13 protein-coding genes are annotated in these 14,603 nt (G+C 69.0%); 12 read left to right on the forward strand and 1 reads right to left on the reverse strand.

What is annotated here, in order from left to right; genetic code table 11:
• The first annotated feature begins 148 nt into the window (after positions 1-148).
• The 11 genes from LDO14_RS02440 (at position 149) to LDO14_RS02490 (ending at position 12,152) form a co-directional block, all read left to right on the forward strand.
• Positions 149-1,096 carry a sigma-70 family RNA polymerase sigma factor gene (locus LDO14_RS02440; RefSeq protein WP_223993599.1) on the forward strand — a complete coding sequence of 316 codons (948 nt, stop codon included), beginning with the start codon at positions 149-151 and terminating at the stop codon, positions 1,094-1,096.
• Between the two features lie 229 nt (positions 1,097-1,325).
• The gene (locus LDO14_RS02445) at positions 1,326-1,862 is read left to right on the forward strand and encodes an HAD family hydrolase (protein WP_223993602.1); all 537 of its coding nucleotides are present in this window, start codon (positions 1,326-1,328) and stop codon (positions 1,860-1,862) included.
• Positions 1,862-2,950 carry a glycosyltransferase family 9 protein gene (locus LDO14_RS02450; protein WP_018772193.1) on the forward strand — a complete coding sequence of 363 codons (1,089 nt, stop codon included), beginning with the start codon at positions 1,862-1,864 and terminating at the stop codon, positions 2,948-2,950. The genes LDO14_RS02445 and LDO14_RS02450 overlap by 1 nt, the downstream gene beginning before the upstream one ends.
• The gene (locus LDO14_RS02455; RefSeq protein WP_223993605.1) at positions 2,947-3,981 is read left to right on the forward strand and encodes a glycosyltransferase; all 1,035 of its coding nucleotides are present in this window, start codon (positions 2,947-2,949) and stop codon (positions 3,979-3,981) included. Before LDO14_RS02450 ends, LDO14_RS02455 begins: the two co-directional genes overlap by 4 nt.
• Positions 3,978-5,243: a glycosyltransferase gene (locus tag LDO14_RS02460; RefSeq protein ID WP_223993606.1), complete on the forward strand. Its 1,266-nt coding sequence runs from the start codon at positions 3,978-3,980 to the stop codon at positions 5,241-5,243. Before LDO14_RS02455 ends, LDO14_RS02460 begins: the two co-directional genes overlap by 4 nt.
• Positions 5,240-5,950, forward strand: a complete 711-nt coding sequence (locus LDO14_RS02465; protein ID WP_223993608.1) for an SIS domain-containing protein — start codon at positions 5,240-5,242, stop codon at positions 5,948-5,950. The genes LDO14_RS02460 and LDO14_RS02465 overlap by 4 nt, the downstream gene beginning before the upstream one ends.
• Complete coding sequence (rfaE2, locus tag LDO14_RS02470; protein WP_223993609.1) at positions 5,947-7,362, forward strand: D-glycero-beta-D-manno-heptose 1-phosphate adenylyltransferase; 1,416 nt, start codon at positions 5,947-5,949, stop codon at positions 7,360-7,362. The genes LDO14_RS02465 and rfaE2 (LDO14_RS02470) overlap by 4 nt, the downstream gene beginning before the upstream one ends.
• 44 nt (positions 7,363-7,406) lie before the next feature.
• Positions 7,407-8,123, forward strand: coding sequence for an SDR family oxidoreductase (locus LDO14_RS02475; RefSeq protein WP_018772198.1), 717 nt, complete (start codon positions 7,407-7,409; stop codon positions 8,121-8,123).
• Between the two features lie 95 nt (positions 8,124-8,218).
• Positions 8,219-9,679, forward strand: a complete 1,461-nt coding sequence (locus tag LDO14_RS02480; protein WP_018772199.1) for an aldehyde dehydrogenase family protein — start codon at positions 8,219-8,221, stop codon at positions 9,677-9,679.
• Positions 9,676-11,208 carry a D-glycero-beta-D-manno-heptose 1-phosphate adenylyltransferase gene (gene rfaE2 / locus LDO14_RS02485; RefSeq protein WP_223993611.1) on the forward strand — a complete coding sequence of 511 codons (1,533 nt, stop codon included), beginning with the start codon at positions 9,676-9,678 and terminating at the stop codon, positions 11,206-11,208. The genes LDO14_RS02480 and rfaE2 (LDO14_RS02485) overlap by 4 nt, the downstream gene beginning before the upstream one ends.
• 32 nt (positions 11,209-11,240) lie before the next feature.
• On the forward strand, positions 11,241-12,152 hold the full coding sequence (locus tag LDO14_RS02490; protein ID WP_018772201.1) for a fused MFS/spermidine synthase: 912 nt from the start codon (positions 11,241-11,243) through the stop codon (positions 12,150-12,152).
• Here LDO14_RS02490 and LDO14_RS02495 read toward each other — a convergent pair.
• A complete protein-coding gene (locus LDO14_RS02495; protein WP_018772202.1) occupies positions 12,149-13,045 on the reverse strand; it encodes a LysR family transcriptional regulator in 897 nt (298 codons plus the stop codon). The genes LDO14_RS02490 and LDO14_RS02495 overlap by 4 nt on opposite strands.
• A 127-nt stretch (positions 13,046-13,172) precedes the next feature.
• On the opposite strand from LDO14_RS02495, the gene LDO14_RS02500 reads away from it, so the two are divergent.
• Positions 13,173-14,552 (forward strand): MFS transporter, encoded by a 1,380-nt coding sequence (locus tag LDO14_RS02500; protein ID WP_018772203.1) that lies wholly within the window; start codon positions 13,173-13,175, stop codon positions 14,550-14,552.
• The last annotated feature ends 51 nt before the right edge of the window (positions 14,553-14,603 follow it).

Below are 14,603 nucleotides of genomic sequence, written 5' to 3' on the forward strand. Positions count from 1 at the left end.
AACGACTCCTTTGCACGCTTGGACTGGTTGCGGGCCCTTCAGGACGAGCCTACAGCGGAGGAGCATTGTTTTATAAGCAACCTTATGATTTGCTGCTTCTAAGTCTTGCCGCAGGCTTTCGGAACCAGACCGAGGGAAACCAACACTCATGCCCGAATCCTTTGCCGCATTTGCCGTGGACGCTGCCCCTGTCCGCTGCCAACAGCCCGAACCGGCACAACAACCCACTCCTCCCGCAACCTCAGGACGGCTGCGGGAAACGTTTGAAAACGAACTGGTCCTCCGGTACCTGGACCTCGCCGAGGCTTTGGCCGCCCGTTTTGAGGCCCGCGGCCGGGAGCGGGCAGACCTGAACCAGGTGGCCTACCTTGGCCTGGTCAAAGCGGCCCGCGGCTTTGACCAGGCCAAGGGCGAGAGCTTTCCGGCCTACGCCGCGCCCACCATCACGGGCGAACTCAAGAGGTATCTCCGCGACCGGACCTGGGTTGTGCGCCCGCCACGCCAGATCCAGGACCTGAGGACGCGGCTGTTCCGTGCAGAGCCGGAACTGACCCAATCCCTGGGCCGGAATCCCAGCGTCGCCGAACTGGCCAGCGAATTGGGAAGCGACCCGGCTGAGGTGCAGGAGGCCATCTCGGCATCCAGCAGCATGCACCCGGACTCCCTTGACGCCGCGAACCCCAACTCGGATGCCCCGTCCATCGGCGACGTCCTGGCAAGCCCCGAGACGCCCCTGGAACGGCTTGAGGAACTCGCCTGCCTGCGGGACGCCATGCAGGACCTGGATGACTCGGACCGGGAGCTTTTGTACCGGCGCTACTTCTGTGAGGAGACGCAGGTGCAGCTGGGGAAGCGGTTGGGGATGTCCCAGATGCAGGTGTCCCGCCGTTTGGCCAAGGTGCTGGTGGAACTGCAGCGGCGCCTGGAGGACGGCGCCCAGTTCGGCGCGCCGGAGGATGCCGCCGGCAACGGGACCTCATCCCGGGTTGTGCCGGCAGGCCGGACAGCCAACCACCCCGCGCCTTTCCGCCGTGCCCGGAACGGGCACACCGGCGCAGGTGCCGGCCGCCGCTTCGGCGGTGCGGAGACCAGGTAAAGCCCGGCCTTCGACCGGACCCGCGCAGTCAACGGACGACGGCGGGTGGCGGCCGCGGAAGCACATCATCGCCGGCTGCCGGGAGGGGCTGCGAAGCGCCCCGGAGGGAGTGCCTGCAGCAACAGGCATCCTATCTTGCCTGTTCAGCCGCCGAAAGGAAACACGCTCCTGCGGCTGAAAGAGGCCGTGGCCCTGTTTAGGAGCATCAGCAGGAGGGAACTGTTTGGTCATGGGAAGCTCTGAAAGATCCAAGCTCCGCGCTGTCCTGTTCGACCGGGACGGAACCTTGGTGATCGATGTGCCCTACAACGGGGACCCCGGCAAAGTACGGCCAATGCCCGGCGCCAAGGCCGTGCTGGACAGCCTGCGGGCGGAGGGTATCGCCACCGGCGTGATCAGTAACCAGTCGGGCATTGCCCGCGGCCTGATCTCGGCCGGGGACGTGGCAAGAGTCAACGCCCGGGTGGAAGAACTGCTGGGACCTTTTGACGTGTGGGAAGTCTGCCCCCACGCGGAGCAGGACGGCTGTACATGCCGGAAACCCGCTCCGGGGATGGTCCACAGCGCCTGCCGCAGACTTGGCATCCATGCCTCGGAGGCCGCCCTGATTGGGGACATTGGCGCCGACGTCGGTGCTGCCGAAGCGGCCGGCGCCACCGGAGTCCTGGTTCCCACCCCCGTGACCCGTGCCGAGGAGGTGGCTGCGGCGCGGCTGGTTGCTTCCGACCTGGCGTCCGCCGTCGGCCTGCTGCAGGGGACGCCCTGATGGGGCGCGTCCTGGTGGCCCGGCTGGACAGCATGGGCGATGTCCTGCTGGCAGGTCCGGCCGTGCGGGCGGTAGCCAACGGCCGTGCCCAGTACGGCGGCAGCACCAACCACGTGGTGATGCTGTGCGGCAGGCAGGGTGAAGCTGCGGCCGCGATGCTCCCTGGCGCCGCTGAGGTGTACAGCTGGGACAGTCCCTGGATCATGAACCCGGCGCCCGGGATGACCGGGCCGCACGCCGACCGGCTGATCGAGTATGTCCGCAATTCCCGGATCACCGAAGCAGTCATCCTCACGTCCTTCCACCAGTCGCCGCTGCCGCTGGCCCTGTTGCTGCGGCTGGCAGGAGTGGAACGCATCACCGGCGCCTCCACTGACTACGCCGGCTCCCTGCTGGATGTCCGCCTCAAGCCGGGGGAGGACTTCCCCGAAGACCAGCCCGAGGCGGAGCGGGCACTGGGCATTGCCGAGGCCGCAGGTTTCCGACTTCCCGCGGGCGACGACGGGAAGCTGCGCGTGAAGTCCGGTCCGGACGTGACGGGCCTGGTGGGTGACGAACCGTACGTTGTGGTCCACCCCGGAGCCGCTGTTCCCGCCAGGGCGTGGCCCCCGCTGCACCATGCCGCCGCCGTCGAACTCCTCCAGGGTGCCGGGTACCGGGTGGTGGTGACCGGCGGACCCGGCGAGGAGTCGCTGACCGCCACGGTGGCCGGCCCCTCTGCGGTGGACCTCGGCGGGCGCACCGACCTGCCCACCATGGCCGCCGTCATGGCCGGAGCCGATGCGGTGGTCAGCGGGAACACCGGACCGGCCCACCTGGCAGCTTCGGTGGGCACACCCGTGGCGTGCCTGTTTTCCCCTGTGGTCCCGGCCATCCGGTGGGCGCCCTATGGCGTGCCCCTGGAACTCCTCGGGGACCAGAACGCACCCTGCCGTATGTCCCGCGCCCGGCTTTGCCCCGTCCCGGGCCACCCCTGCCTCGACTCCGTATCGCCGGAGGAAGTGGTGGCAGCGGTGGAACGCCTGATCAGCGGAGTGAGCTCCTTCAGCACCCATGTCAGCACCCGTAGAAAGGCCCGCAACAGATGAGAATCCTGCTCTGGCATGTCCACGGTTCCTGGACGGACGCCTTTGTCCGCGGCCGCCACGAGTACCTGCTTCCCGTCCTGCCCGGAGGCGGCGCATGGGGCCTGGGCCGCGCCGGCAGGGACTGGCCGGAATCAGTGCGGGAGGTGGACCTGGCGACGCTCCACCCTGACGCCGTGGACGCCGTCGTCCTCCAACGCCCGGAAGAGATCGATGAGGTGGTCCGAACCCTGGGCCGGATGCCCGGCGTCGACCTTCCGGCCGTGTTCGTGGAGCACAACACGCCCAAAGGCAACTTCCCGAACACCAGCCACCCGCTTGCGGACCAAACCAGCATCCCGGTGGTCCACGTCACCCACTTCAACCGCCTGGCCTGGGACAACGGCTCCGCTCCCACCACGGTGATCGAGCACGGAATCCCGGACCCTGGCCAGCTCTATACCGGTGAACTGCCGGAACTGGGGGTAGTGGTCAACGAACCGGTCCGCCGCGGCCGGGTCACAGGAACCGACCTGCTGCCGGCCTTCGCGTCGGTGGCGCCGCTGCAGGTGTTCGGCATGAAGACAGAGGGCCTGGCGGCAGCCACCGGAATCGAGGCTTCACGCGTGACGTCCCGGGGCGACCTGAAGACCCGGGACCTGCACCGGGAACTTGCCCGCTGCCGGGTCTACGTCCATCCCATGCGCTGGACCTCGCTGGGGCTGTCCCTCCTGGAAGCCATGCACCTGGGCATGCCGGTGGTGGTGCTTGCCACCACCGAGGCCCCACGTGCCGTGCCGCAGGAAGCCGGTGTGGTCTCGGCCGACGTCGACGAGCTGCTCCGTTGCGCGGCGCGGCTGGTGGCCAATCCGGATGAAGCCCGACGGCGGGGAGTTGCCGCCCGGGAGGCGGCACTCGAGCGTTACGGCCTGGGCAAGTTCCAGGACCGCTGGGATGAGCTCCTGGCGGATCTGCGGAACCATCCGCGGCACCCCGTTAACGAGCGGCCGGACGAGCGGATCCTCGTTCCGGCGCGGGAGAGGAAGACACCATGAAGATCGCCATGATTTCTGAACACGCCAGTCCGCTGGCGGCACTGGGCGGGGTGGATGCAGGCGGGCAGAACGTACACGTTGCCGCGCTGTCCGAGGCCCTTGCCAAGCGCGGCCACCACGTCACCGTCTACACCCGCAGGGACGCAACGGAGCTTCCCGCACGGGTCCGGGTGGGGCGCCGGTTCGAAGTGGTCCACGTGGACGCCGGGCCCGCCCGCCACGTGCCCAAGGACCAGCTGCTGCCCTACATGGGCGACCTCGCGGACGGCGTGGCCAGGGACTGGGGGCATCGGCCGCCGGATGTGGTGCACGGCCACTTCTGGATGTCCGGCCTGGCAGCCCTGGAGGCGGCCAGGCGGCCCGATGCCGGATACCGCGTGCCCATGCTGCAAACGTTCCATGCGCTGGGCACCGTCAAGCGGAGGCACCAGGGCGCGGAGGACACCAGCCCGGAGGCACGCCGCTGGCTGGAACCCGGCGTGGGACGAGCTGCCGACCGGATCATCGCCACCTGCTCAGACGAAGTTTTCGAGCTCAAGGCCATGGGTATCGCCACCGGCAAGATCTCCATTGCACCCTGCGGCGTGGACCTGGGCTTCTTCTCTGCAGAGGGGCCGGTGGCAGCCAGGAAGCGCCGCTACCGGATCCTGTCTGTGGGGCGGCTGGTGCCACGCAAGGGTGTGGACCTGGTGATCCGTGCGCTCCCGTACCTCAAGGCGGCGGGATTCGACGACGTCGAACTCCTGATCGTGGGCGGGGGCGGCGACGCGAACGTGATGCACGCCGACCCCGAAATCCGGCGCCTGCTGGACCTCGCCGCCGGGCTGGGCGTGTCTGAACACGTGACCCTGCAGGGGCAGGTGTCCCGCGCGGAGATGCCCGGCATCTTCCGCAGTGCCGATGCCGTGGTGTGCGCACCCTGGTATGAACCGTTTGGCATCGTGCCGCTGGAAGCCATGGCATGCGGCATTCCGGTGGTGGCAGCAGCGGTTGGCGGCCTCCGGGACACGGTGGTTGACCACACCACCGGCCTGCACGTCCCGCCGCGGGACCCTGAAGCCATTGCCTCGGCACTGTCACTGCTGCTGGAAAACCCCGCCCTCAGGACGAAGCTCGGCCAGGCCGGGGAGCGGCGCGCGCGCACCCGTTACTCCTGGGACCGGGTGGCAGCGGAAACCGAAAAGGCATACCAGCTGGCCATGGCCGGTGCCCCGGCCAGCGTTTCGGCCGGGATCGTACCGATGGAAGGAGCCGCCCTGTGACTGCTGAATCGTCCCTGCGTGAAGCAGACCTCCGTACCCTGACCGCAGTACCGGCCCTGCCCGCTGTGCTCCCGGGCGCCACGTTCGTGGATGCCGCCAGCGCCGAGGCCGTCCGCACCCACCTGGACAACGTCATTCCGGCGCTTGATTCGCTCCGCAGCCAGTCGGGCCGGCTGGCTGCCTGGGGCGTGGAGCTGGCACAGCGCCTGCTGCGCGGCCAGCGGCTCCTGGCCGCGGGCAACGGCGGCTCAGCCGCGGAGGCGCAACACCTCACCGCCGAACTGGTGGGCCGGTTCGACAGCGAGCGGGTCCCGTTCTCCGCCATTTCCCTGCACGCGGAGTCATCGGCGGTCACCGCCATCGCCAACGACTACGGGTACGACGAAGTCTTTTCCCGGCAGGTCCGCGCGCATGGCCGCTCCGGTGACGTGCTGATGCTGCTGTCCACCAGCGGCAAGAGCCCCAACCTGCTGCGCGCCGCGGAAGCGGCCTCCCGGCTCAACGTGACCACCTGGGCGCTCACCGGCTCCGGCCCCAACCCGCTGGCCGACGTCTGCGACCAGGCCGTCATGATCGACGCCCTGAACGCCAACGCCCAGGAAGGGCACCTGATCGCCCTGCATGCCGTGTGCCGGGCCTTCGACCTTGAGGTTGCCCGGCACACCCCGTCAGTGGTCCCAGGGTTCCCCAGAGATGGCCGGCCATGAGGATCGTCGTCGTGGGAGACGTGATGCTGGACGTCGACCTTTCCGGTGAGGCCACCCGGCTCAGCCCGGACGCCCCTGTTCCCGTGGTGGACGTTTCGGCTGTCCGCCGCCGCGCCGGCGGCGCAGGCCTGGTGGCGCGCATGCTGGCCCAGGACGGCTGGCCCGTCACGCTGGTGACGGTCCTTGGCAACGACGACGCCGGCAGCCAGTTGCGTGCGCAGCTGGCCGGCGTGCGGCTCGTCGCGGGCAGCAGCAGCTATCCCTCGCCCGTCAAGACCCGGGTCCGGGCGGGTTCCCATCCGGTGGTCCGCTTCGACCAGGGCTGTGAAAAGACGCCGGTCCCGGAGGTCAGCCCCGCCATGCTCCGCGCCGTGGAAAAAGCCGGCGTGGTGATCGTGGCGGACTACGGCAGGGGACTGGCAGCCAACCCGCAGCTGCGCGACGTGCTGGCCCGGCTCGCGGACAGGGTGCCGGTCATCTGGGACCCGCATCCCTCGGGGCCCGATCCGGTGCCAGGCGTAACCGTGGTGACCCCGAATATCTCCGAGGCCACCAAGGCGGTGCAGTCCGGTCCGGGGAAGGGCTCCGCCCAGGCGGATTCCGCAGACCCAGCCGCAGCCGTGGCAGGGGTCCTGCTGGAACGCTGGCGCAGCCAGGCGGTGCTGGTGACCAAAGGCGAGGAAGGGGCCGTGCTGCTGCAGCGGGGCGGTACCGCCGCCCGTTCCGTTCCCGCGCCGAGGGTGGAGGCCGGCGATCCCTGCGGGGCAGGCGACCGGCTGGCAGCCAGCCTGGCGGTGCACCTCCTGGCCGGCCGCGACCTGCCGGATGCGGCGGCCCTGGCGGTCCACGATGCCGCCGATTTCCTGGCCGCCGGAGGAGTGTCGGCCCTGCCCGATGCCGGTGGGGAAGATGCCGCCCCCGGACATCGCGGGCCGGCGCAGGCGCCCGGCCGGCGTACCACCGAACCACTGCTCCTGGCCCGTTCGGTCCGTGAAAACGGCGGAAAAGTGGTTGCCACCGGCGGCTGCTTCGACCTGATCCACGCCGGCCACGTCCGAACACTCACCGCAGCCCGGGAGCTGGGGGACTGCCTGATCGTGTGCCTCAACTCCGACGATTCGGTGCGCCGGCTCAAGGGGCCGGAGCGTCCCATCATCGGCCAGCATGACCGGGCCGAGCTGCTCCTGGCGATGGAATGCGTGGACGCCGTGATGGTCTTCGACGAGGACACACCGGAAGCCGTCCTGGACCGTCTGCGTCCGGACATCTGGGTCAAGGGCGGCGACTACAAGGGCGCCCGCCTGCCCGAGACGGACCTGGTGGAAAGCTGGGGCGGCCGCTGCCTCACCGTCCCCTTCCACCCGGCCCGCTCCACCACCGGCCTGGCGGACGCACTCGCCAAGGTCAGCTGAACCTCCCTGCCCATCGACTTGTTTTCCCCATTGAAAGGAACACCATGACAGCAGAACCAACTGCAACCGCACCCACCAACCCCGGCCGCGTCCTGGTCACTGGAGGTGCCTCCGGACTGGGGGCCGCCGTCGTCGACGCCGTCCTCCGCTCAGGTGGCACCCCGGTGGTCCTGGACCGCGACATCAGCAGCGTCTCCGGGGTGAAGGCGTTCGAAGTGGACGTCGCTGACCGCGCTGCCGTGGAGAAGGCTGTCCTGGAAGCCGCCGAAACCCTGGGCGGCCTGGACGCCGTGGTCACCGCCGCCGGAATCGACCGCTGCGGCAAGCTCGCCGACGTCGAAGCCAACGAGTGGGAAAAGGTCATCGGCGTCAACCTGATGGGCACCGTTTCCGTGGTCCGCGCCGCCCTGCCCTACCTAAAGGAAACCCACGGCCGCGTAGTGACCGTGGCATCCACCCTGGGCAAGCGCGCCGTGGCTGATGCCACCGCGTACTGCGCCTCGAAGTTCGGCGTGGTGGGGTTCAGCCACGCACTGGCCGCGGAAACCGGCGGCGAAATCGGCGTCACCACCATGATCCCCGGCGGCATGAAGACCCGGTTCTTCGACGACCGCACCGAGCAGTACAAGCCGCAGGACGACTCCCGGCTCAACGACCCCGCCAACACCGCGCAGGCCATCCTGTTCGCACTCAACCAGCCCACCGGCTGCGAGGTGCGCGAGATGCTGATCTGCCACGAGGAAGAGGGCTCCTGGCCCTAAGCCGCCGCCGGCCACAACTACGCTGCCATCCGCAGTTTGCACAAGCGACATATCCAGCACCGACACATCCAGCACGGAAAGGCGGGAGGAACACCATGCCCACCACAGCCACCGAAACATCCGCAGGCCATGAGACAGTCCAGGGCTCCGGCATCACCATCCAGGACCCGCGAACCGGTGAAGTGCTTTGGACGGTGCCCGAAGCGGCGCCCGAGGCCATCAACCACGCCGTGGGTGTGGCCCGCAGCGGTGCAGCAGCGTGGGCCGCAACCGCACCGGCCGAACGGGGCGCCGCGCTGCGGGCAGCCGCCAAAGCCCTTGATGCAGCTGCGCGGGAGCTCGCGGGGCTGAACGCCAGCGAAACCGGCCGGCCGGAGGATGAGGCCCTGGCCGGCATCGCCGCCGGGGTTTCCACCCTGGAGCAGTACGCGGAACTTGGCCCGGTCCACCGTGGCCACAGCCTCCGCGGCAACCGGCTCGCCTCCGACTACACGCTGGCCGAACCGCGCGGCGTGGCCGTCCTGCTGACCCCCTGGAACGATCCGGTTGCCGTTGCCTGCGGGCTGATCGGCGCCGCGCTGGCCACGGGCAACACGGTCATCCACAAACCCAGCGAGCGGTGCCCGCGGCTTGGGGAGGCGCTGGGCGAAGTGCTGGCGCCGGCCTTCCCTGCCGGGGTATTCCAGACCCTCTCCGGTGGCGCAGGGGTGGGAGCGGCGCTGTCGCAGGCCGCCGTGGACGTCATAGCCCACGTGGGATCCAGCGCCTCAGGCGCCCGCATTGCCCAGGCCGGAGCCCTTACCGGCGCCCACGTCATCAGGGAAAACGGTGGCAACGACCCCCTGCTGGTGGACCGCGACGTGGATCCCGGGTGGGCTGCCCAGCAGGCAGCCATCGGAGCCTTCAGCAACAGCGGCCAGATCTGCACCTCCGTGGAACGGATCTACGTCCATAGGGACATTGCCGCCGAGTTCTGCAAAGCCCTGGAGGCCGAGGCAGCGCTCCGGAACAGCAGCGGCAGCGTGGCGCCGCTGGTGGACCTGCGGATGCGCGACGCCGTCCACGCCCACGTCGCCGAGGCCCTGGCCCAGGGCGCCCGCGCGGTGGAGGGCGGTGCCCTCCCGGCCGGCCCGGGTTCCTTCTACCCGGCCACCGTCCTGCTCGGCTGCACCGAAAGCATGCAGGTGATGGCGGAGGAAACGTTCGGCCCCGTGGCTCCGGTGCAGGTGGTGGACACGTTCGACGACGGCCTGCGCCTGGCGTGCAGCGGCAGGTATGGATTGGCGGCCACCGTCCTAAGCAGCAACATCGCGCACATCCAGCAGGCGGTGGCTGCGCTGCCCGTGGGAACGGTGAAGGTCAACGAGGTGTTCGGCGGCGCCCCCGGCGGAGCAGCCCAGCCGCGCGGCGAGAGCGGGGCCGGGTTCGGCTACGGGCCAGAGCTCCTGGACGAGTTCAGCCAGGTCAAGGTGGTGCACATCGCGGCCCCGCCGGCGGCCGGTTCCGGCGACGGCCCGGATACCATCATCAACACTGACGACCGGGACCTGCCGTGAACGCGTCCCCGGAATCCATCGACCTGTCCACCCAGCGGGCACTGTCCGACTGGCTCCCCGGCCGGCTCGCCGCGGAACATCCCTCCATCCTGGTCATCGGCGACGTGATGCTCGACGGCTGGTGGAGCGGCAGCATCGAACGGCTCTGCCGGGAAGCGCCCGCCCCCGTGGTGGACATCCAGTCCCGCGAATCGGTCCCGGGCGGCGCGGCCAACACCGCCATGAACCTGGCCGCCCTGGGAGCAAAGGTCTCGGTAGCCGGAATCATCGGCTCGGACGACGCCGGCGAAGACCTCCGTGCGCAGCTTGCCGCCGCCGGCATCGACGTCCGGCACCTGCACACCCACCCGGACATGGTCACCACCACCAAGATCCGGATCAGCAGCGGCGGCCAGGTGATGCTGCGCCTCGACGACTCGGCCGGCGCTGTCCCGGCCGACGCCCTGGCCGCGCTCGCCGCCTCGGTGCGTGCCGCCGTCGAACGCCAGGACGCCGTGCTGGTGTGCGACTACGGGACCGGCGTGGTGGCGGACCCTGTCCGCACGGAACTGGCGCGCGTCCTGGGACCTGACACCGCCGGCGAAAACCGTCCGCTTGTGGTGGTCGACGCCCATGATCCGCGCCCCTGGGCTGCCCTGCAGCCCCACTTGGTGACCCCGAACGCGCAGGAAACCGCCCGGCTCCTGGACCGGAAACTGCCGGAAGGGCAGGCGCGGGTGGAGGCGGTGTCCGCGGAGTCCGCGGCCCTGCTTCAGGCAACCGGCGCCCGGGCCGTGGTGGTCACCCTGGACCGGGACGGAACCGTGCTGTTGATGCCCGACGGCGTGCGGCACCGGACGTGGGCCCGGCCCGCCGCGGAGAAGCAGGCATCCGGGGCAGGGGACACCTTCGTGGCGGCCCTGACGCTTGCCCGTGCCGCCGGGCTGCCGCTGACCGCCAGCCTGGACCTGGCCCAGTCGGCCGCCGACGTGGTGGTCCACCAGCCCGGCACGTCTGTGTGCAGCACCGCCCAGCTCAGCCGGTACCTGGAGGCCTTCGCCGATACCGCCCTGAGTGCGGACGAACTGGAACGGCAGATGGAAATACACCGCGCCCAGGGCCAGCGGATCGTGCTGACCAACGGCTGCTTCGATGTGCTGCACAGCGGCCACACCAGGTACCTCAACCAGGCGAAACAGCTGGGCGACATCCTGGTGGTGGCACTGAACAGTGATGATTCGGTGCGCCGGCTCAAGGGCCCCGGCAGGCCCATCAACACCATGGCGGACCGTGCAGCCGTGGTGGCGGCCCTGAGCTGCGTGGACTATGTGACAGTGTTCGATACCCCCACGGCCACCCCGCTGATCCGCCGGCTCCGGCCCGAAGTCTATGCCAAGGGCGGGGACTACACGCCGGAAATGCTGGAGGAGACCCCGGCGGTGGAAGAGTACGGCGGCCGGATCGCCATCCTTGATTACGTGGCTGAACGGTCCACCACCGCCGTGGTGAAACGGATCCGCGACGGTGAAGGCGCAGTGCCTAGCAACTAAGGTTGAAGCATGACTGAAGCGTGGCACGGGTAATGGCAAAACGCGGAAGGTCAGGGGGCCGGAACAGCATCCGTGCGGTTGCAGGCGTGGTGGAGGTGCCTGCGGGCTCCCGCCAGAGTGGTCCGGTGGAGGGTGTCTACTACATCGATACCGGTGACTGCGAGCTGGTGGCGGACCAGGACAACTCCACGGGCTGGCTCCTGAAGATCAACGGGGTCATGAGCTCGCACATCGACCTCGCCGATCCCCTGTTTTTGGACTTCGAGTACATGCGGTGGATGGCGGCGCTCATTGAATCCCGCTGGCCGCCGTCGGACGCATCGTCGGCAAAGCTGCGCGGGCTGCACCTGGGCGGCGGCGCCTGCTCCATGGCCCGCTACTTCGCCGCAGCCTACCCGGACGCCCGCCAGGTGGTGGTGGAACTGGACGGCAAGCTCGCGGAGCATGTCCGCAACTGGTTCGACCTTCCCAAGGCGCCTTTGCTCCGGATCCGGGTAGGGGAGGCCCGCGCCGTGACGGAGACCCTGACGGCCGGCACCCGGGACTTCATCATCCGCGACGTCTTCGCCGGCGCCCACACCCCGCGCCCGCTGACCACCGCCGAATTCAATGCGCACGTCAAACGGGTCCTGGCCCCGGGCGGCCTGTACGTGGCCAACTCCGGCGATGCCCCCGACCTCCGGAATGCGCGGGAGGACGCGGCCACCATTGCGGCAGCCTTCCGGCACACGGTGATCATTGCCGACCCCGCCATGCTGAAGGGCCGGCGCTACGGAAACATGGTGATGGCCGGCAGCGACTCGCCCATCGTGGACGACCCACAGCTGCGGCGCAGGCTCCTGGGCGGAGCCGTCCCGGCCCACCTCTGGGACGACGCCCAGGTCCGGGCGTTCGCCGCCGGAGCGGCAGTCCGCCACGACCCGCCGGCGCCCCCGGAAGCCTAAGCCCGGCCCAGGAGCGCTTCGCGGTAATCCGCCATCCGTTCCCGGAGGGCCTGCACCACCGCGGCAACCGCGGGCCGGCGCAGCGAATCCGGGCGCAGGACCAGCCAGTAGGGGAGCAGTTCGCCGATCTCGTCGGGCAGCAGCCGGACCAGGTCATCGTGCAGGTCCGCCATGAAGCACGGCAGGAACCCGACCCCCGCCCCGGCCCGGGTTGCCTCCACGTGCACGAACACGTTGGTGGAGGTGAGGCCGTCGCGCATGGCCGGAACCAGCCGCCGCGGCGCGTCAAGGTCATCCACCTGCAGCATTGAATCCACGAAATACACCAGCGGGTGCCCGTTGAGTTCAGCCACGGTGGCCGGTGTCCCGTGCTCCGCCAGGTAGGCGCGGGACGCGTACATTCCCAGCCGGTATTCACCCAGCCGGATGGCCTCCGCCCGGTGCACCTGCGGCTCGCCTACCACCACCTCGATGTCCAGGCCGGACCGCTGCTGCAGGGCACGGCGCGTCATGGTCACCACTTCCACGCTGAGGCCCGGATGGTCCCGGCGCAGGCGCGCCACCGCTGGGGCTGCAATGTAGGCGCTGAAGCCATCGGTGGCGGTCATGCGTACGACGCCGGTAATCGGGTCGGGTGCCTGGCCTGCCGGTCCCAGCGTGCCCAGCACCGCTTCCACCTGTTCCGCTGCCCGCACGGCCCGTTCGCCGAGCTCCGTCAGTTCCCAGCCGCCTGCTGCCCGGGACAATACCCGGCCGCCGAGCGCTTTCTCAAGGGCGGCGATCCTGCGGGACACCGTGGTGTGGTTCAAGCCCAGGGCCTGGGCCGCCGTCGTGAACCTGGCCGAGCGGGACACTGCCAGGAGGACCAGCAGGTCATCGGGGTTCGCATTCATATCTGCAATTGTGCACACGTTTCGTGCCGCTTTGGGCATTGAAGCGCCTGGTTTGTGCAGCAATACTCATCTGAGTCACTTGTGCTGGAGATCACAGCGCGTGTCAATGTGGACACTAGGAGAAACCATGAGCGTAGAGCAGCGCCCCGCCAACGAGGCCGGGCATGCACCCAAAGGATCAGGACTGAAGAAGATCGTCGCGGCCTCCATGGTGGGGACGGTGGTGGAGTGGTACGAGTTCTTCCTCTACGCCACCGCCGCCACCCTGGTCTTCGGCAAGTACTTCTTCCCCGCCACCGGAAACGAGCTCGACGGGATCATCCAGGCCTTCCTCACCTACGCCGTGGGCTTCATTGCACGCCCGCTGGGCGGCATCGTGTTCGGCCAGATCGGTGACAAGCTGGGCCGCAAGCCCACGCTGCAGCTCACCATCGTGATCATCGGCGTCTCCACGTTCCTGATGGGCTGCCTCCCCGGCTTCGCCGACATCGGGTACCTGGCCCCCGCACTGCTGGTGGCCCTGCGGTTCATCCAGGGCTTCGCGCTGGGCGGCGAATGGGGCGGAGCAGTCCTCCTCGTGGCAGAACACAGCCCCAACAAGACCCGCGCCTTCTGGTCCAGCTGGCCCCAGGCCGCCGTCCCGGTGGGCAACCTGCTGGCCACCCTGGTGCTGTACATCATGTCCACCACCCTCAGCAGCGAGGCCTTCCTTGGCTGGGGCTGGCGCGTGGCCTTCTGGCTCTCGGCCGTGATCGTCTTCGTGGGCTACTACATCCGTACCCACGTCAGTGAATCCCCCATCTTCCTCGAAGCCAAGGAACTGGTGGAAAAGGAACAGGCCGTCAGCTACGGCGTGTTCGAGGTGGTCCGCAAGTACCCCAAGGGCATCTTCCAGGCCATGGGCCTCCGGTTCGCGGAGAACATCATGTACTACCTGGTGGTCAGCTTCGCGATTGTCTACCTCAAGAGCGTGCACAAGTACGACACGTCATCACTGCTGCTGGCACTGCTGATCGCGCACGTCATCCACTTCGCCATCATCCCGCAGTACGGCCGCCTGGCGGACCGGATCGGCCGCAAGCCGGTCTACCTCGCCGGAGCCATCCTGGGTGCCACCTGGCCGTTCTTCGCCTTCCCCATGTTCGACACCCGGAACGCCGTGGTGATTGTCCTTGCCGTGACCATCGGACTGTGCCTGCACGGCCTTATGTACGCCGGCCAGCCGGCCATCATGGCCGAGATGTTCCCCACCCGCATGCGGTACTCCGGAGCCTCCCTGGGTTCCCAGGTCACGTCCATCTTCGCCGGCTCCCTGGCGCCGCTGCTGGCCACCCAGTGGCTCAAGGACACCGGCTCATGGGTGCCCACCGCCATCTACCTGGTGGTGGCCTGCGCCATCACAACCGTGGCCGTCCTGAGCCTGAAGGAAACCAAGGGCATTGCCCTGGAAGACGTGGACAAGGAAGACGCCGCCCGCGAGGGACTGCTCAGCCCCACGCATGGCTGACCTGGCCACCATTGGACCGATGGAACCCGCTGGACTGCGTAGGCGCACAAA

Source organism: Arthrobacter sp. NicSoilB11 (assembly GCF_019977375.1).
In the GTDB taxonomy this organism is placed as follows: domain Bacteria; phylum Actinomycetota; class Actinomycetes; order Actinomycetales; family Micrococcaceae; genus Arthrobacter.

Bases quoted from the DNA above. Each gene is read 5' to 3' on its own strand.
- LDO14_RS02440 (WP_223993599.1), top strand. From the start codon at position 149: ATGCCCGAATCCTTTGCCGCATTTGCCGTGGACGCTGCCCCTGTCCGC.
- LDO14_RS02445 (WP_223993602.1), top strand. From the start codon at position 1,326: ATGGGAAGCTCTGAAAGATCCAAGCTCCGCGCTGTCCTGTTCGACCGG.
- LDO14_RS02450 (WP_018772193.1), top strand. From the start codon at position 1,862: ATGGGGCGCGTCCTGGTGGCCCGGCTGGACAGCATGGGCGATGTCCTG.
- LDO14_RS02455 (WP_223993605.1), top strand. From the start codon at position 2,947: ATGAGAATCCTGCTCTGGCATGTCCACGGTTCCTGGACGGACGCCTTT.
- LDO14_RS02460 (WP_223993606.1), top strand. From the start codon at position 3,978: ATGAAGATCGCCATGATTTCTGAACACGCCAGTCCGCTGGCGGCACTG.
- rfaE2 (WP_223993609.1), top strand. From the start codon at position 5,947: ATGAGGATCGTCGTCGTGGGAGACGTGATGCTGGACGTCGACCTTTCC.
- LDO14_RS02475 (WP_018772198.1), top strand. From the start codon at position 7,407: ATGACAGCAGAACCAACTGCAACCGCACCCACCAACCCCGGCCGCGTC.
- LDO14_RS02480 (WP_018772199.1), top strand. From the start codon at position 8,219: ATGCCCACCACAGCCACCGAAACATCCGCAGGCCATGAGACAGTCCAG.
- LDO14_RS02490 (WP_018772201.1), top strand. From the start codon at position 11,241: ATGGCAAAACGCGGAAGGTCAGGGGGCCGGAACAGCATCCGTGCGGTT.
- LDO14_RS02495 (WP_018772202.1), bottom strand. From the start codon at position 13,045: ATGAATGCGAACCCCGATGACCTGCTGGTCCTCCTGGCAGTGTCCCGC.
- LDO14_RS02500 (WP_018772203.1), top strand. From the start codon at position 13,173: ATGAGCGTAGAGCAGCGCCCCGCCAACGAGGCCGGGCATGCACCCAAA.